Source organism: Paramaledivibacter caminithermalis DSM 15212, from assembly GCF_900142245.1.
In the GTDB taxonomy this organism is placed as follows: Bacteria; Bacillota; Clostridia; order Peptostreptococcales; family Caminicellaceae; genus Paramaledivibacter; species Paramaledivibacter caminithermalis.
On the sequence record NZ_FRAG01000031.1, the window covers coordinates 1 to 18,623 of the forward strand.

The window sequence follows — 18,623 nt, forward strand, 5'->3', positions numbered from 1 at the left end:
TTCTATTATCTCTACTCCCTTATACTCACATAATTGCCTTAGTATTTTCCCTATATCTTTCTTTATTTTCCCATATATAATTTGTCTTCTATACTTTGGTGCAAACACTATATGGTACTTACAATTCCATTTCGTATGTGATAAACTATTTATGTCCTTCATTGGACTTCCTCCTTTGCTTTTTAGTCGGTTGGTCAGACCTGACTTTATTATATAGCAAAGGGGGAATTTTTTTATCCTCATAGCTAAAGCTTTTTGGAACCACCCGCTTAGCGGGTGGTATTCTAAATACAAAAACACAGATGAGTAGCAAAGCTACTCATCTGAGAATATCACGAAGTGATATTTTGTTCAAATTCCTAAGTTTCTGCTTATCTCTCTTTGTGATTCACCCTCTCTAAAATATTTTAGTAATATTTCTGCTTTTTGCTGCAAACTTATCATCCTCCATTAGCCCCCTATAATGAATGTCATATAGGGGTAATATATTTTATAGTGGGAGATTTTTCAATTAATGCAGTGGGTTACTTTTAGACTAACACTTTGAAAATCATTGAGCTCTTTAAAGTTTCCAATTTTAGTTTATCTCTTACTTTTTTGCAATGACAATATTTCGATGTCCTTCTGTTTTACTTGTAAAAGACTTATATTTGTCAACTATTTTAAATCCAGCTAAATCTAGCAGTTTTTTGATATCTTCAAGTGAATATATGTAGTATCTAAATGTATCTACAAAGCTCAAATCATCCTCAACTCTATTAAAATGATAATTCTTAATAATCTCTATTACACCATTATCTAGTTTTTTATGATGTACTGTAAATGTGTACCCCTCATGGAAGCAAGGTTTCGAAAATCTAGTCAAGAAATGATTTATAAAATGTTCAGAATCCATTAAATCAATTACTAATAACCCATTTGATCTAAGATTTTGGTAATAGTTATTAAGTGCCTTTAGCGCTAAATCCTTATTAGTTTTGTGATTAAACGTAGAAAACATACAAAGTATTAGGCTAACCTGTTCAGGTAATATAATTTTCTCATCAGACGACTTAATGAAAGAACCCTCGATTTTGCTATTTTTAAACTTTTTTCTCGATAATGCTATCATATTTTCTGAGATATCCACACCATATGCGCAAAACCCATGCTTTTGAACCAAATAAAACAAGTGGCTTGATGTACCACACCCCATATCAGCAACCGTCTTTGGTAACAAAGTTGAGTATTGATTGAAAATTTCATTCAAAAAATCTGACTCTAATTCATAGTTTTTCTTCTTAAATATATAATCATATTCACCAGCATATTCGTAATATATCTTACTCATTTTTCCCTCCTAAAATTGTATTAATTTTATACTATAACCGTAAACTGACAATAAGATCAAAGTTAATTATGTATATTATAATGTATCTTATTGTCAAGACACAAAATCCAAAGAATCAAGTTAGATTCTCACAACTTCTTAAAACATTGATATACTAATGGATGAACGCTTCTAATTTCGAAGCCTGAAGCAAGAATATTTATATCTGTATTAATATACAATACTACCAAGCAATTAAGCCTCTTATCCATGAATACATGTCTTGGTACAATAAAGAGCGTACTCATTAATCGCCTTGGCTATACTTGTCTAGTATCTGTCTATATGCTTGCTTAACATACACAAAAATCAGAAGGAAAAGATGTAAACTAAGAAATCTAATTTTCGTGTTTTGACAAAATGTTTCATTATATCTAGGTAGTATTTAGATTTTCTTCTATACTAATATCAACAAATCGATTGTAAAAACTGCTTTGAGTACCTATATGTGAAATGCTTATTATTGTCTTATTGCCAAAATATTCTTCTAAAACTTCATAAATTCTACGTTGTGAACGCTCATCCAAATGTGTCATACCTTCGTCTATTAGCAAGATTATGGGGTTGCTTAATAGTGCTCTAGCAAGGCAAAAGAGCTGAAGTTCTCCTGAACTTAACACTTCAGGGGATAAGACACGGTCTAGATTACATCCAAGACGTTCATTTAAACCTACCTTATTTATGGCTTGATATATGTCTTTGTCACTAAATAATTGATATGGATCTAGATTACTTCTAATACTATCAGTGAATATCACAGGTTTCTGAGTTATTGTCACTACTCTTTGTCTAAGCATTCGAATTGGTAATGTATTTATGTCAATACCGTCTATCTCAATAGAACCATCAAATTCTATGAGTTTTGTTATGCAATTAAACAAAGTAGATTTACCTGAACCAGTTCGACCTCGAATTAATACTCTTTCACCAGCCTTAACATTTAGTGAAAATTTATCCAATACGATACTTTCATCATAACTGCACGTTAAATTCTTTATGGCAATAGCTCCTTTATGTATGTTAATATCACTATTAAATTCTTTGTTACATACCTCTGTAATAGTTTCTTTTAAACTAGTTAATCTTTCTAACGATGTTATCCCTATTTCAGTATGACGAATATCTCTCAATAGTCTTTCAAAGCTATTCGTAATTGTGATAGCATAGGATAATACAATCGCAATAACACTTGCATTATTTTGAAAAGTATACATTAGTATAATAAATACCATCAACAGAATTGTTGCAACAATGTTAAGTTGAAAAACATAATATCTATTAACTATCTGCTTGGTATATTCACTATTTACTGAATTTTTAATATAATCAGCCCAAATCGATATAAGATAGTCCTCTATTTTCTTTACACCAATAATTAGTTTTCCTTCTGAAACGCTTTTCAGTGTTGCTATACAAGGTTCATGGTTAAGTTGTGCACATTTGCTAGAATACTGAGTAACTACTCTAACCTCTGAGTAAATTCTTTTAAAATAAAAAGCAAACGCAACAATAAAGGGTATCATTACTGGTGAAGAAATTACTATCAAAGCTGATGTACATACCATTCCTAATAACATTTCAAATAAACTTATGATGTATCCTCCAATATAGTTATCAACAACTTTCATATCACTTGACATAACTGCAATCGACCTATCAATATTTTCCTGGGTAAAGAATTGAAATCTTTGTCTTAAACATTTTTCTGCGTAATCATTATGATACTTATCGGCCGCTTTAATATTTCCAAGAAAAACTATCCTAAATCGATATAGATTAACTAATATAAGCGAGATAATCGACAACAAGTATATAGTTGAAACAATTCTAAGATCAATTTGTAGGTTTTCAGAATAAGCTATGAAAAACTTCACAAAAATCTGCATTATTTGTGATACGAAAAACATCGCAACCATTAGTATCATCATACTTAGACTCATCAAACTTTTGATATAATTTACTAAAATAGCTGTTCTGCTTATCATTTTTTTATCATTTGAACTCGAATTACAATTCTTCGGAGTTTTCCTTTGATTATTACAAGAAATCTCAAATTTTGAAATTGAGCTATCACTAACAAAATCATCATTTGTTTCTGTAATTAAACTTAGAGGATTTGCATCACTCTTTAAGGGTGGACCATTAAAGCAAACTGATCCATTTTTAAATTCAACGATTCTATTTGCCTTGGATAGCAAAATCGGATCATCTGAAACAATAATCCGCGTTTTATTGCTCCAATAATTGCAAATCAGGTTACTTATAATTGACTTCCTTACAATTGGATCAAGTGATGATAGAACATTATCCATTAATAGTATGTTCTTATCTGAATATATAGCACTTGCAAGCTGAACTCTACACTGTTGTCCACCAGATAAGTTCATGCCGTTGTTAATCATTATTGTTAGATCTCTATGATCAAGGTTTTTAATATCAGTTATTAGTTCACTAAGAGTAATAGCTTTCTCATACTCATCTGGATCAAATATATTATTAAGTACAATATTTTTCCTAATGCTTTGAGGTAAAAACCATGGCTTGTTTGTTATAAAATCTATTGATGAGTTTATTTTTGCAGCACCAGATATGAGTGGGATCACACCAAGAAGTGATTGTATAAATAGCGATTTTCCAGAGCCAACATCACCAGTAATCACCACCAGTTCCCCATGCTCAATTTGAATATCAATATTCTTCAATACACCAGTACCAGTATTACCAAAACTTGCATTATTAAGTGTAATCCCTTTGTGAGAAATGCTTCTACAAATATAGTTATTTTCCTTATCTGTATCATTAATATAATTCAAAATACTATTAAGTGATTCATATGCCTTTCTAGCGTTATGAATACTTGTAAAAAGGTTATTGATTGTTTTATCTAAGATTTGAAATACTAAGAAGGATGCAATTACTTGTGCTAAATCAACTGATGTATCTATCCAAGTTGAAAGCCAAATCGAAATAAAAGTCGTAAAAGGAACAATTGTATATCTAACAAAATAGATTGTTATCTGTTTAACATTTCTTAATCTAATCTCATCCGACATTAACTGCCTTGATCTTTTTATCTTGCTAAGTGAAAATTCAAATAAATTTAATAATTTTACTTCTTTCACATTATTTAATATCTCGGTTATGACCAATAACCGTCTTCTATTTAATTTGTGTATCTTTGAATCAATGATATTCAATTTTTTATATTTTTTTGTTAGGAATGGTGTCGCCGAGAATAAAAGCGTTCCACCAACAACACCAGAGATTCCTAAAAAACAGTATAGTAGGATTATGTTAGCCACAATACCAATAATGCTTAGCAATCCATCTACAAGCCAGACCAAGCCCCTCATCCAATCAGCATGACCTGAGTATATGTTCAAAACTTCACCAGTTTCATTACTGCTATACCTCGAATTTAGAGTCTTCCTAAACACTAAGTTTCGAATAAAGTTTTCAATTGATATTATAAGTTGCCATCTCAATTTATATTGGTTTGTGTTTTGAATTACAGTTAAAAGCTGACTGCCTATCAACAAGCTCGAGTATAGTAACAATTCACTAAATCCTACATATTCTCTTAATCTAAACCCATTTGTCAAGTTAGCAAATATGATAGGTGTAATAAAATTTAAGAACAAGACAAACAAACCGACAATTGAATAATTTATAAATCCTGTTGAATATGTTGCATATATTTTTTTTATGAAGTTTGGGATATTCTTAGTAGATGATGAAGTTTTATCATACCTTTTTTGAACTGAATCAATCTGATAGTATTCAGGTATACTTAATGTCTTTGTTAAATTTGAACTCTCTAATGTTTTGAGTTCTAACACCTTATCAACGTAGGGTTTAACCCATAATAGCAATAATTTAGATATTTTATCTTTGAAAATCAATATCATTTTTTCACTTCCTTTGATAATACGGTATCATCTAAAAGAATTAGATGAATATTTATCAAATAATTTCGTTAATCTGCTAACAAATAATCCCTTATATTTTCAATTTCTTCAGGTTCTAATATCTTTAAAAAACCATTAATAATAGTATCATAGTGAGGAAATTCTTCTAAAGTCTGATAACCTAAAGTTTTAGCAATATTATCAATACATTCTTTTCTATTAAATTTCTCAGTCATTTTGTTCATGCTTTTTATTCCTGAAACGTTTTTCATTATTAATGTGAACATAAGAATATCTGTGCTATATTTAATTAACTTTGATTTCTTTTATCTGTAACCCCTTTTAGCTTAGAATTAATATCTTTGAAAAAATTTATTAATCTTTCTTCTTCTCCTTTTTGCTTTCTTATAATTCTCATTCTAACAAACCTCCAAAAATGTAGTGAAATCAATACTTTATCACAAATATTTTTACCGTATTTTATTACATCTTTGGACAGTTTTATCTCAAAAAATATTTACTCTTTAATGCTGGTTCAAAATTTAATAACTCTAAACTTCAAAATATTTGTTTCATACAAATTTATGTACTGTAATTTTCTGACTGATTTCACTTAAATAGCGTTTAAGTAGACCATCAACAATTAATTTAACAGTAGTACAATAATTATCATCTACACTATAAATATTACCAAATTCATTTTCTACAGCTCCAGTACAGTTTCCTGAACAGAATCCTTCAATAATACATCCATGACATTTATGTGAATTAGTATATGCTCTCATAGCATAATACTTGTAGTTATCATTTTTAAATATTTCATTGAAACTTTCTATATTGCCCAACTTTCTAGCTGTAGTTTTACATGCATATACACTTCCATCTGCTTCAACACTTAATAAGCGACCAATTGTGGGGCATGTCTTCCATGATCTTCTTTCTTCCCAATCATCTGGATTGATTATTCCCAAAAATGATAAGTACCAGTATCCTGTTATTTGTACATTTTGACTTTGGCTATAATCATATATCTCAAGAACTCTGTGAGCAATTTCTTGTGGAGAAAATATTTTGTAAAAGTTGAAGTCAAATGAAAGAATAAGTCCAATTGCCTTTATCCCAACCTGAGATGCAAAATTTATTAAGTCATAAGTGTATTTATCCCATGTTTCTTGAGACAATACAGACTGAAGTTTAACTTCAACATTACTATTAAGTAGCTTTCTAATGTTTCTCTCGACCAGTTCCCACTTTAGACTAGAGTTTCCACTTCCACGAAAATTACCAGTTTCATTGTCTATATAATCTACACTAATTGCTGCTCTAACATCATATTTAGAAAAGTACTTTATTAAACTATCTGGTACATAAGTTCCATTAGTGGTGCAACCATAATCTATTTTAATATCATACTTGTCACCATTTCCGAAATACTCCAATACCTGAATTATTAATTCAGGGTTTAGCAAAGGTTCTCCACCAAAAAAACTCAATTGATAAATATGATTTATTATTTTTCTTTATTGTATTAATTGCCTTTTCAATAGCTTCTTTTGCTGTATCAAATGTCATTTTGCCTTTTGGGAATCCAGTAGTTCTATCTCCTTCATCCGATCTATAATCAAATGTATTACAAAAACAGTACTGGCAACCCATATTGCAATCATTGGTAGTTGAGATATGTAGCCTCTCAAAAAATACCTGATTCTAATTCTTCTTTTCTTCTAGCTAACTCTGATAGCAATGGGCTTCTTTCATTGTCATTATCAGTAACTATATATCGAAGTTCCCTGAAATTATTAAAATTTTCTTTTCCTATCAAATCTATACATTCTGATTGTGTATTCCCATTAATTTGAACTAGTGCTTTACTAAACTCAGTATCCACAATCCGTGCACCACCATAAAGCGTATTATATATAAAATCAAAATCGTCATTAATGGTTAGACGTCTAAGTAAAGATGACGAACTATATCGTTCCATTTCTATATACCTCCATTTCAATGTTTGTCAATTCAAATAATCTTGTTCACGCTATATTTAGAAGCTTTATTTTTATATTTTTTATTCTTGTTCCGCATCAAACTATGAGATTGTTATATTTTTATCATAGCATCTATAAAATGACAAAGAATAAGATGAGATCATCTTATTCCTTGTCATAAAAATGATTCATTAACATGGTTGGTCCTGACATAGACCGTTAACTCTCTTTGTTGTACAAATAGCATTAGGTTTTAAAACCTTAAATTTGGGTTTAATCAAGTTCTTATTGCAAACTTTCTTTGGGTTCTTCATTATTTAATCCTCCTTTCATATAAATTTGTTGTTAATTTTGCAGCTACCTAGTAAGGTTTCTAATGGTATGAATAATAAACACACCATTATTTAACTACAAACAATATTATATCATGCATTTTTTAAAAAAATTGTAATTATTTGTGAATTGCTAAGAAATTTTGATTGTATTTTTTTAGGGATAATGACAACTTAAGAAAACTTATGATATGACTACTCCTAAGCAAAATATTAAACAGCACTTTATTATATCCTATAATTAACTAAAAACTGCAAATATTAATGCTAAAATAAAAATTAACAAGATTGCAAATATAAAACTTAACAGAATTGCAAATGAAATAGTATAATTATCTCCGACGTAAGTATGGAGTTTTAAGACAAACTATATCAAAATATGATAAAGGATTTGAAAAGAAAGAAACAAGAAAAAGAAAATCGAAACTAGATAAGTATAGAGAAGAATTAGATACATATATAGATTTAATTACCAATAAAGAAAAAACAGTAGTAGACGCATTATATGAGTTAACAAAGCTAGAGATAAGACTTAAGGAAGAAAAAGCCACAAATACATGTGTAAAAGTAGCGAATTTTCCTTTTATAAAAACATTAGATGATTTTGACTTTACTTTTCAACCTTCAATAAATCAGAATAAAATTAAAGACCTCCCTAGGTAAGGACGATAACCTTCATCTCATATATCTGCCATATTTACTCCTTGAGATTCGGGTAGTGTTGGACTTTGTTTTGTCTAGCAAACTCGTCCCTCTCAAGCAAGCCTTATATGTGGTTCATGTCCCTCAGACCGAGACTTTGCCTAGGACTTCCTTCAGATTCCACCTCACGATGGACACCCTTGTCTTCGGCTAGTGGTTCCCACTACCAAGCCCACAGCGGACTTTCACCGCCAAGTTATCGCTCATGCTGGGCACACTAGAAAAAAGGAAGCTTTTGAGTAGCTTCCTTTGTATGTTAAAATCTGTGTTAGTTTTGTTAGTCTTTATACAACTATAGTAATATATTCTTGTATATTCAAGAAAAAAACATATTATGCTATTATTGTTTCTATTTCATTAAGTAGTTCTATTGCTTTTTTTGCATCTCCAATTGTAAACTCACAACAATCATATCTAGCCCTCATACTTTGATTATATAATGTCTGATATTGAGCACTTATTGGTAAAAGTTGTCTAGTTTTTAAAATATTAATTTTTCTTTCTTGATGATTCCTTGAATCTTTACCAGTTAATTCATGTAATTTCTTTTCTACAAGATGAAGGGCTCCATAAAAAGTAATTGTAATAAACCAATCTAAATACGGTGTTTCTTCTATTTTAAAAATATTTGACTTTAATAATCGTTTATTGCTTTCATACTTTTTAAAGTGTTCTATATCCTTTGGCATTTTTTATCCCCCGCATCACATAACAACTGTATCTTTGGGTAATTTTTGTTTATCAACTTCATCTTTTCCAAATACCATAAAGTCACATATAATATCTATATTTTTTTCTAAAAATTTCATATAAATTTCTGAGTATTTTAAAATCAATTCGGTTGTTGGTTCTTCTACTGTAACCCAAATGTTATCCATAATTTTATTGTTAAATATGTAAATATTTAGAGTTTCTTTCTGCTGTTTCAAATTATCAACTAATTCCTTTTGCCAATTAGAAAGTTTATTCATATAATCATATCTCCTTATAACATTCTTTAAATCAGCAAAAGAAACTTCTTTAATATCCTCATCCCAGTTAAGTATAGTTTGTGTTGCATTAAATAAAAACTTTCCATCGGTAAAATTGGATTCAATAATAGATTTATATAATTTTTGACACAGCATAATGCAGTTTTTTTGCGTTGTATATTCTAATTCGCCTATTTTTTTTTGTGCCATCTTAATGTCTTTCGTATTTATATTGGGATAATAAGATGTAAAAGTCTCATTTGCATATACAATATTATGTTTATTATTTCCAAAATATGACTTCATTATCCCATCTCCTTTTTTTATTCTTCCTCTTTATCCCCATCAATGATTTCAGCAAAACCTATATTAGTATTAAACTTTTTCTCATACATTCTTGCTATCCCGAACAATTTCAATATAAAATTTTGCATCATTTTTGTTGGAATTGCAATAGTATCCAATTCTTCTACAGTATCATCATCTATTCTGAAACCAAAATCAATAATAAATTCAGTTTCAGTAAAACCTAATCTAAATGTATTTGCATAAATTGGCTTACTTGTTTTGTCTACATTATCATTTCGAATTGTTTTTTCATCAGTCATTTTTTTACCCCTTTGCTAATATTTACACTTCCTGAAAAACATAATAATAGAAATTATTTAGTTAATTTTACCATTTTCATATAGTTTTGTGAAGTACTATATATAGTGTAGAATTTTGCGTTAACCACAATCAATATTATTTTTAGGCTATACCACTATATATTGTGGTCATTTCTAAAATTCCTTGTCTTTTCTTACTATGTTCTTGTGTATAATACAGTTTTCTGTCCTAACTTCTATTATTCTTTTGTATTCTAATCAACAAAGACTTTTTCTGAATATGATTTTATAAACATTTCTTTTGTTAACAAATTTAATATTTTTTATCACTAGCGTTGCATAAAAAATGGTTCAACTCCGAATTTTGTGATTTTCATATTATTGAGATTAATTAATCTGCTGTTTTTGGGCTGTTTTATGGTAAAATAAAGTACTATATAACAAGTATAAGATTTTCTTAGAAAATCTCCAGATTGTAGACAAAGTCTACAAGATGACAGGCTTTGAAAAAAGTCCAAGTTCAAGGCACGCCAAAATTGAGTAGCGGAGCTTGCTAAGATGGCAAGTGAGCAACGGAAATTTTGGCAGCAACACAGAAATTGGGCTTTTGTCAACAGCCTGAAGATTTTCTTAGAAAATCTCTTTGTCATGCCTTCAAAATATTCTAAGAAACGGTGACAATAAACCATGTTCGAATATTTAATACACCATTAAAGCAATTTGAAAATGTATAAATAGAACAGATGATACCATTACCAGAAACATATATCTTCATGTAACTAAAGACATGAAAAAAGAGGCTTCGCAAAAGTTTTCAAAACTCATGCAAAACCTCTAATGTTAGCAAATTGTTAGCATTGATGTTTTCTCCTCATTAGAATCTATTGATTTCAATAGGTTTGAGGACTTTTTACATCATTGGAGGCATTCCGCCGCCCATTCCTCCCATTGGAGGCATATCGTTCTTTTCTTCTGGCATTTCAGCTACTGCAGCTTCAGTTGTTAAGAATAAAGCTGAAATTGATGCAGCATTTTGAAGAGCTGAACGAGTTACCTTAGTTGGGTCAACTATACCAGCTTCAAGCATTGATACATATTTTTCATTTAATGCATCAAACCCAACACCTGCTTCTGAATTTCTAACCTTTTCAACTACTATAGAACCTTCTAATCCTGCATTTATAGCTATTTGTCTTACTGGTTCTTCTAAAGCTCTTTTAACTATTAATGCACCAGTTTTTTCGTCTCCTTCTAAAGATTCTATAGCTTTTTCCACTGCTGGAATTGCATTGATAAGAACAGTACCACCACCAGCAACTATACCTTCTTCAACAGCCGCTCTAGTTGCATTTAATGCATCTTCTATTCTTAATTTTCTTTCCTTCATTTCGGTTTCAGTAGCAGCACCTACTTCGATAACTGCAACCCCACCTGAAAGCTTAGCAAGTCTTTCTTGAAGCTTTTCTTTATCAAAATCAGAAGTAGTTTCTTCGATTTGACTTCTTATTTGTCTAACTCTATCTTCGATTGCTGAAGTATCTCCTGCACCATCGATAATAGTTGTATTTTCTTTATCTATTTTAACAGATTTTGCAGTACCAAGCATATCTATTTCAACAGATTTAAGATCTAAACCTAATTCTTCAGAAATCACTTGACCACCAGTTACTATAGCTATATCTTGAAGCATTGCCTTTCTTCTATCGCCAAAGCCAGGAGCTTTAACTGCAACACATTCAAATGTTCCTCTAAGTTTGTTAACTACGATTGTAGCAAGAGCTTCTCCCTCAATATCTTCAGCAATAATTAATAATTTCTTTCCTTGCTGAACTATTTTCTCAAGAATTGGAAGAATTTCTTGGATATTAGTTATTTTCTTGTCTGTAATTAGGATATATGGATTTTCTAATACAGCTTCCATCTTTTCAGTGTCAGTTACCATGTATGGAGATACATATCCTCTATCAAACTGCATACCTTCAACTACTTCTAAGGTAGTTCCCATAGTTTTTGCTTCTTCAACAGTAATAACTCCGTCTTTTCCTACCTTTTCCATAGCTTCAGCTATAAGAGCACCTATCTTTTCATCAGCAGCTGAGATAGAAGCAACGTTAGCAATAGCTTCTTTTCCTTCTATTTGCTTTGAATTTTTCTTTATTTCTTCAACTGCTACTTCAACAGCCTTTTCTATACCTCTTTTTAGTATCATTGGGTTTGCACCAGCTGCTACATTTTTTAAACCTTCTCTAATTATAGCTTGAGCAAGTAATGTAGCTGTAGTTGTACCATCACCAGCAACGTCATTAGTTTTAGTAGCTACCTCTTTAACTAATTGTGCTCCCATATTTTCATATACATCTTTTAATTCTATTTCACGAGCAATAGTTACTCCATCGTTAGTGATAGTTGGTGAACCAAATTTTTTATCTAGAATAACATTTCTACCTTTAGGTCCTAATGTAACTTTAACTGTATCAGCTAATTTATTAACACCTGCTTCTAATTTACGACGTGCATCTTCACAAAACTTAATTTCCTTTGCCATTGTATTAACCTCCTTATGTAGTATGTCTATTGAATGTTATAATGTTGTATGTTGAATGTTACTTATACTATCTGTCTCAATGATCTTAAAGACCCTAAGTACCTTTTTATAAACATTTAAACATTCAACATTTCTCATTCTAAACATTTTTTTAAACATTCAAACATATCTCACTCAAACATTTTTTTTACACTTTTATTACTCTACTACCGCTAATAAATCATTCTGTCTTAAAATAGTATACTCTTCACCTTCATACTTGATTTCAGTTCCAGCATATTTTGAGAAAATAACTTTGTCGCCAATTTTAACTTCCATCTTAACTTCTTTACCATCAACCATTCCACCTGGTCCTACAGCTACTACTTCAGCAATTTGAGGTTGTTCTTTTGCTTGACTAGGTAATACTATACCACTTTTAGTTTTTTCTTCAGCTTCTAGCTTTTTAATAACAACTCTGTCACCTAATGGCTTGATGTTCATTATAAAACCTCCTCATTAATTTTTGTTTATTTAAATGTAATTAACAACCTATTTATTAGCACTCACCTTTAATGAGTGCTAATCACAATATTAATTTACAATATAAGTAATTATAAGGCAACTCCTATTTACAATTATTATTATCAATATTCTATAATTTATCATGATTAATTGCTAATTTATAATTTTTATTTGTATTATCTTAATTTTTCTTTTTATAATTCGATATTTCATATATTTTTATTTTATATTGTATAAAGTATTTATAACTTGCTTATTTTAATAGACTTTTTCTATCAAAATTTATGAATTTAAGAGTCCAAAAATAGCTTTTAAACTCTAATTACAAACAAAAAACTACTAGTTGAACACTAGTAGTCCTACATTTATATCTATTTGCAATAACCTTGTATTACTTTCCAACATCTGATAAAATTTTGAAGTCTTCCTTTATTATATTACTAGCTTCTTTGTAAAACTTTCAATTGAAAATTTTTAGCTTCATTTTAAGTTATCTTTTCTTCCTCCCTATTTTTAATTCCCTGGCATAATAAAATAAATATTGTTGGGCAAAGCCTGCAATATTACCAAATTTGCTTTGTGCAAAACCCTGAATTTTTTTAAGACTTGTACCTTCAGGAACATAAAAATATTCCATGACCCTTTTTACCCATATATCTATAGGAAATGCGTCATCCTTATCCATGGAAAAAAACATAATACAATCTGAAACCTTAGGTCCTACACCTGGAAATTTCATAAGCTTTATTCTTGCTTCCTCTGTAGATAAATTTTTAAGCCCATAAATATCTATCTCGCCTTGAGTTACTAATTTAGCTGCACTTATTATATATTTTCCTCTAAAGCCTATTCCACTAAATTGAATATTTCCTACATCCAAATTATATAAGGCTTCAGGCTTTGGAAAGCTGTAATACTTACTCCCCCTATATTCTCCAATATAATCTCCATAGTTTATGCTTAGAGCTTCTATTGCCTTTTTTATCATAGGTATCCTATTATTGGCTGAAATTATAAATGATATAAGGGTTTCCCATTCATCCTGCTTCAATATTCTTATACCATGTCCAAATTTTACCGAAGCAGCCATGGTCTCATCTAAATTAGCCAGCTGTTTTTTTATAATTCCATAATCTCTTTTCAAATCAAAATAATCATACCATATATCAATAAATTCATCATAATAGGTATTATCAATAAATACGTTATTTCCTTCCTTTTTTAAGTTTATTACTTTCCCAAAGGCTACTCCTGTATAGCTACCATCCTCCTCTTTATTCCATCTAAAGCATTGTCCACACTCAAAAATATGAGGTAATTCAAAGTCTTTCACATTTTCTAAAGCTATTCCATTTTTCATCTCACAAATTTTCATATATTAAAACACTCCTAATATTATATTATTAAAAGGATTTAAAACCTATTTGTAGAATAGTTTAACTCCTTGTACTAGTTAATTTAACTTTCTATTTTGAAAACTAGCACAACAAGTTAAGTTAATATTTTTCAACATTATAAAGGATGATTTATCACAAATACTTTTATACAAAAGCTTAAAGACAATATATTACTATTGAAGGAAGATATATTATTATTGTAAAGTAACATTAATAAAAAATACATACTTATATATTCCCTAGCTATATGTCTTTTAACCATTTCAATTAATCTTATTAATAAAAACTATATCAATAAAGAAAAGGAAAAAAAGGCTGCAAGGTCATATTTTTTCTACAAAACAACCTCCAGCCTTTCTCCTGCATCAAAAGCCTTTATTATTAACTTCTATACTATACCAGCTTCTTCAAAGGTAATCATCTCACTATTCATAAATGTAGCAGCCTCTATTATATTAAAGGCTAAAACTCCTCCAGTTCCTTCTCCAAGCCTCATTTCCATATTTAACATAGGTTCTAAACCTAAAAGCTCTGAAGCCTTGGCTGACCCCTTCTCCTTAGAAGCATGGGAAGCAAACAGGTAATTTTTAACTTTAGGCTCTATAGTACATGCGATTAGTGCTGCTGCGGTTGAAATAAACCCATCTACAACAACAGGTACTCTATTAGCTGCGCCTGCAAGCATCACCCCTGCCATGCCTCCGATTTCAAGCCCTCCTACCTTAGATAATACATCTATACCATCTGTTTTATCAGGTTTATTTACCTCAATAGCTCTCTTAATAACCTCTGCCTTATGGGATACCTTCTCTTCAGATAAACCAGCACCCCTTCCTGCAATCTCATGGGGATCATATTCTCCTAAAACCGAAATAATAGCAGCACTTGGAGTAGTGTTTCCTATGCCCATTTCTCCTGTTGTAAGAAGATTCCTACCCTTCTTTATTTCTTCTGTAGCTATTTCAATACCTACTTCTAAAGCCTTTATTGCCTCATCTCTTGTCATTGCAGGTCCCTTAGCCATATTATCTGTTCCGTATTTGATTTTTCTATTTATAACCCCTAGTTCTTTCAAATCAGCTGCTACACCAATATCAACAACAATTACATCAGCCCTTGCTTGCTTTGCCAATGCACAAACTCCTGTTATGCCCTTTGGAAAGTTACAGGTTTGTATTGCCGTAAGTTCTTGTGGGTCTGGTGCCACTCCTTCTTCATAAACTCCATGATCCCCAGCCATAACGATAACAACACGATTATCTACCTTTGGAAAAATATTTCCAGTTATTCCTGCTAATTTTTCTACTATCTCCTCTAATCTTCCAAGACTTCCCTTAGGCTTAATTAGATTATCAATTCTAGCCCTACTTTTCTTCATAGCTTCCTTGTCAAGATCCTTGATACCTTTAAGAGTCTCCTTTAATAATTTCATTATTTAATACTCCTTTCTACGCTTAAATCATAGCTTAATATTTTAGCTTTTATGTATTATCGTCCAATAAAAAAAGCCCATAGCCTATTTACAATTTGCATTGCAAACAAACCATGAACTTTACCGTCATTCATGAATAATTGAATCTTAGGCAGGTCTCCTGGCTTTGGCTCATCACCTTTAAACGCCTTCCCATACAATACTATCAATTAGTATACAACAGTGGCATAATGCTTAAAGGCTTACCATTACAGTGGTGGGTCCGCTGAAGTCTTTCACTCCATTCCCTATTCTCCCCAATTCCTACACTTATCATAAATATATAGAATTAAGGCACCTAAAATTCTTTCGTTATATTTAACTTAACTTGCTATGATAGTCAATAAAAGCAAAATTATATATGCAGGAAAAGAAAATATTAAAACCACGTGATAAAAACTATCACAACAGATTAACTTACATTATTATTATACAAATAAGTTTGATTTTTTGCAATAATTATAATTAAATCAATCCTAATATCTTCTTAGCTTCATCAACGTTTGCTATTTCTCTACCTAGTTCTTTTGCTATTCTTATTACTCTTTTTACAAGCTTCTCATTTGTTGCATAGCTTCCATCTTCCATTTTTAGAACATCTTCTATTCCAGTTCTAACGTGTCCACCTAATAATATTGCCATTGTAATCATTTGAACCTGAGAATATCCAATACCTGAAACAGTCCATGTAGCACCAGAAGGTAAGCTATCAATCATAAACATAAGATTTTTAGGAGTTCCTGGTATTGATCCTGGTACATTCATAACGAGATTAAAATGTAAAGGTTCCTTTAAAATACCCTTTTTTTTCAATCTAATGGCATTATGAATCATCGCTACATCAAAGGCTTCTATTTCAGGCTTTATATTATTATCATACATTTTTTCAGCCAAGGCTTTAATAAGCTCTGGAGAATTGGCATTAACGCTTTTGGCAAAATTTGATGAACCCGTTGCGAGGCTTGCCATATGAACATTCAGATCCAGCATTTGCCCCCGCCAATCTATTGTATTGGCTCCTCCACGTGCACCCGTTGAAAGCTGCTTTATTACTCCTATATTGTCTTCATCTAATTTATCAATAACTTTCTTAAATATGCTTCTATCACTTGTAGGTTTTAAATTCCCATCTCTAACATGAATATGGGCGATAGCAGCACCCAATTTATGGCATTTTTTTATATCGGAGACTATTTCATCTACTGTTAAAGGAGAATGGGGATTTAATTCTTTAGTTGGAACATTGCCAGTAGGTGCGATAGTAATTATTAATTTTTCCATAATTTAAATTCCTTTCTATGATTTTATTTAATAAGAGTATCAACACTAAAGACTTACCGCACTTGTTCACAGGTTTTCTTTATTCCAGTATCAAGTGCATCAAATAGTAAGTCTACTTCTTCCTTTGTTATATTAATTGGTGGAGCTATGAGTATATGATCTCCTCTTACACCATCAACTGAACCTCCGCCTGGATATACAACTAATCCAGCATCTAAACAATTAACAGTTATTTTATTCTTCAATTCGATACTGATTTCAAAGGGCTTTTTAGCCTCTTTGTCTTTGACAAATTCAATACCTATCATAAGACCCTTTCCCCTAATATCTCCTACAATATCGTAATCGTATAGTTTTTGAAGCTTATCCATCAAATACTCTCCCTGATTCTCAGCATTTTTCACATAGCCTTCTCTTTCTATTATCTCTATTACTTTGCTTGCAATTCCACAGGACAATGGATTACCTGCATATGTGTGTCCATGAATGAAATGTCCTGAACCTTCAACCATTATAGTATTAAATATTTCATCTGTAACAACAGCCGCTCCTATAGGAGTATATCCACAGCTCATTCCTTTAGCACAGGTTATTATATCAGGTACTACTGAAAAATGTTCTACAGCAAATTTCTTTCCCGTCCTTCCAAAGCCTGCCATAACCTCATCTACTATTAACAAAACATCATATTTATCGCAAATCTTTCTAACCATTTCAAAATATATTTTATCTGGATGTACCCCAGGAGCTGCCGAGCCTATTACAGGTTCTGTTATGAATGCAGCTATATTATGGGGTCCATGTCTTAAAATTTCTGCTTCTAAAGCCTCTGCTGCTCTTATACTTGTTTCTTCAAGGGTTTTACAATCCCATGGATTTCTATAATGATAAAATTGAGGTATTTTAGGAAAGCTTATCAGCATAGGATCATATATTTTTCTTCTGCCCGTTATTCCTGTCATCGAAAGAGCTCCCATAGTATTGCCGTGGAATGAATTCCACTTTGATATTACCTTCCACTTTGTAGTTGTATTTCCATCCCTTTCAATAAAATATTGTCTAGCTAATTTTATAGCTGTTTCAGTTGACTCTGATCCTCCAGAAACGAAATAAACATGGTTTAAATCGCCTGGAGCCCACTGTACTACTTTTTCAGCACACTTCTCAATCGAATCAACTGTCCATCTTGAAAGATGAGTAAAAGCTATTCTTTCCATATGATTTTTGGTGAATTCTGCTATCTCTTTATTGCCATGCCCAATATTGGCCACAGCAGATCCAGAGCAGCCATCGATATACTTTTTGCCCTTTTCATCAATTAAATAAATACCTTCACCTCTCTCAATTTTGGGATAAGACCAGTTTTGATTCCTGTAAAATACATGGTTCTTAGGAGCTTTGTTTAAACTCATATTGATCCCCCATTCTTGAATTAGATTTTTTTAGCTAAATCTATAAATATTCCAGTAAAACAGTTAATTTATATATAAAACAAAAAACCAGCACAGGCATGAATTTCTTATCCTAAAAGAAAATTCATACTGTACTGG

At 30.9% G+C, this 18,623-nt stretch carries 18 protein-coding genes and 1 riboswitch; of the genes, 1 reads left to right on the forward strand and 17 read right to left on the reverse strand.

All coding sequences use genetic code 11. The features are described from left to right. The 8 genes from tnpA to BUB36_RS20390 form a co-directional block, all read right to left on the reverse strand. The coding region (gene tnpA / locus BUB36_RS11860; protein ID WP_131821258.1) for an IS200/IS605 family transposase at positions 1 to 162 on the reverse strand (162 nt) is incomplete at its 3' end. Between the two features lie 427 nt (positions 163 to 589). Continuing rightward, positions 590 to 1,330: a class I SAM-dependent methyltransferase gene (locus tag BUB36_RS11865; protein ID WP_073150385.1), complete on the reverse strand. Its 741-nt coding sequence runs from the start codon at positions 1,328 to 1,330 to the stop codon at positions 590 to 592. Positions 1,331 to 1,743: 413 nt separating this feature from the next. Continuing rightward, positions 1,744 to 5,277 (reverse strand): ATP-binding cassette domain-containing protein, encoded by a 3,534-nt coding sequence (locus BUB36_RS11870; RefSeq protein ID WP_073150388.1) that lies wholly within the window; start codon positions 5,275 to 5,277, stop codon positions 1,744 to 1,746. 68 nt (positions 5,278 to 5,345) lie between these two features. Further along, the gene (locus tag BUB36_RS19455; protein WP_131821260.1) at positions 5,346 to 5,549 is read right to left on the reverse strand and encodes a hypothetical protein; all 204 of its coding nucleotides are present in this window, start codon (positions 5,547 to 5,549) and stop codon (positions 5,346 to 5,348) included. Between the two features lie 300 nt (positions 5,550 to 5,849). Beyond that, positions 5,850 to 6,746: an SPASM domain-containing protein gene (locus tag BUB36_RS11875; protein WP_073150391.1), complete on the reverse strand. Its 897-nt coding sequence runs from the start codon at positions 6,744 to 6,746 to the stop codon at positions 5,850 to 5,852. Next, entirely contained in the window at positions 6,733 to 6,933 is a 201-nt protein-coding gene (locus BUB36_RS11880; protein WP_073150393.1) for a hypothetical protein, read from the reverse strand. The genes BUB36_RS11875 and BUB36_RS11880 overlap by 14 nt, the downstream gene beginning before the upstream one ends. A gap of 34 nt (positions 6,934 to 6,967) precedes the next feature. After that, positions 6,968 to 7,261 carry a hypothetical protein gene (locus BUB36_RS11885; protein ID WP_073150396.1) on the reverse strand — a complete coding sequence of 98 codons (294 nt, stop codon included), beginning with the start codon at positions 7,259 to 7,261 and terminating at the stop codon, positions 6,968 to 6,970. A gap of 192 nt (positions 7,262 to 7,453) precedes the next feature. Beyond that, positions 7,454 to 7,576 (reverse strand): hypothetical protein, encoded by a 123-nt coding sequence (locus tag BUB36_RS20390; protein WP_278247834.1) that lies wholly within the window; start codon positions 7,574 to 7,576, stop codon positions 7,454 to 7,456. A gap of 387 nt (positions 7,577 to 7,963) precedes the next feature. On the opposite strand from BUB36_RS20390, the gene BUB36_RS20660 reads away from it, so the two are divergent. Next, on the forward strand, positions 7,964 to 8,257 hold the full coding sequence (locus BUB36_RS20660; protein ID WP_408633783.1) for an ATP-binding protein: 294 nt from the start codon (positions 7,964 to 7,966) through the stop codon (positions 8,255 to 8,257). Positions 8,258 to 8,628: 371 nt separating this feature from the next. Here the strand turns inward: BUB36_RS20660 and BUB36_RS11890 are convergent, their stop codons facing one another. The 9 genes from BUB36_RS11890 to BUB36_RS11930 all read right to left on the reverse strand — a co-directional run bounded on the left by BUB36_RS11890 (position 8,629) and on the right by BUB36_RS11930 (position 18,485). Continuing rightward, a complete protein-coding gene (locus tag BUB36_RS11890) occupies positions 8,629 to 8,985 on the reverse strand; it encodes a hypothetical protein (RefSeq protein WP_073150399.1) in 357 nt (118 codons plus the stop codon). Between the two features lie 15 nt (positions 8,986 to 9,000). Then, complete coding sequence (locus tag BUB36_RS11895; RefSeq protein ID WP_073150401.1) at positions 9,001 to 9,573, reverse strand: hypothetical protein; 573 nt, start codon at positions 9,571 to 9,573, stop codon at positions 9,001 to 9,003. A gap of 17 nt (positions 9,574 to 9,590) precedes the next feature. After that, complete coding sequence (locus BUB36_RS11900) at positions 9,591 to 9,875, reverse strand: hypothetical protein (RefSeq protein ID WP_073150404.1); 285 nt, start codon at positions 9,873 to 9,875, stop codon at positions 9,591 to 9,593. Between the two features lie 910 nt (positions 9,876 to 10,785). Beyond that, a complete protein-coding gene (groL, locus tag BUB36_RS11905) occupies positions 10,786 to 12,420 on the reverse strand; it encodes a chaperonin GroEL (RefSeq protein WP_073150407.1) in 1,635 nt (544 codons plus the stop codon). Between the two features lie 198 nt (positions 12,421 to 12,618). Next, positions 12,619 to 12,903: a co-chaperone GroES gene (gene groES / locus BUB36_RS11910; protein ID WP_073150410.1), complete on the reverse strand. Its 285-nt coding sequence runs from the start codon at positions 12,901 to 12,903 to the stop codon at positions 12,619 to 12,621. A gap of 511 nt (positions 12,904 to 13,414) precedes the next feature. Then, positions 13,415 to 14,299, reverse strand: a complete 885-nt coding sequence (locus BUB36_RS11915; protein ID WP_073150413.1) for a DNA-3-methyladenine glycosylase family protein — start codon at positions 14,297 to 14,299, stop codon at positions 13,415 to 13,417. A gap of 410 nt (positions 14,300 to 14,709) precedes the next feature. Then, positions 14,710 to 15,753: a nicotinate-nucleotide--dimethylbenzimidazole phosphoribosyltransferase gene (gene cobT, locus BUB36_RS11920; protein WP_073150415.1), complete on the reverse strand. Its 1,044-nt coding sequence runs from the start codon at positions 15,751 to 15,753 to the stop codon at positions 14,710 to 14,712. Positions 15,754 to 15,886: 133 nt separating this feature from the next. Next, positions 15,887 to 16,109, reverse strand: a riboswitch (cobalamin riboswitch). Positions 16,110 to 16,257: 148 nt separating this feature from the next. Then, positions 16,258 to 17,073, reverse strand: coding sequence for a BKACE family enzyme (locus BUB36_RS11925; RefSeq protein ID WP_073150418.1), 816 nt, complete (start codon positions 17,071 to 17,073; stop codon positions 16,258 to 16,260). Positions 17,074 to 17,126: 53 nt separating this feature from the next. Then, positions 17,127 to 18,485 carry an aspartate aminotransferase family protein gene (locus tag BUB36_RS11930; protein WP_073150421.1) on the reverse strand — a complete coding sequence of 453 codons (1,359 nt, stop codon included), beginning with the start codon at positions 18,483 to 18,485 and terminating at the stop codon, positions 17,127 to 17,129. Positions 18,486 to 18,623: the final 138 nt, after the last annotated feature.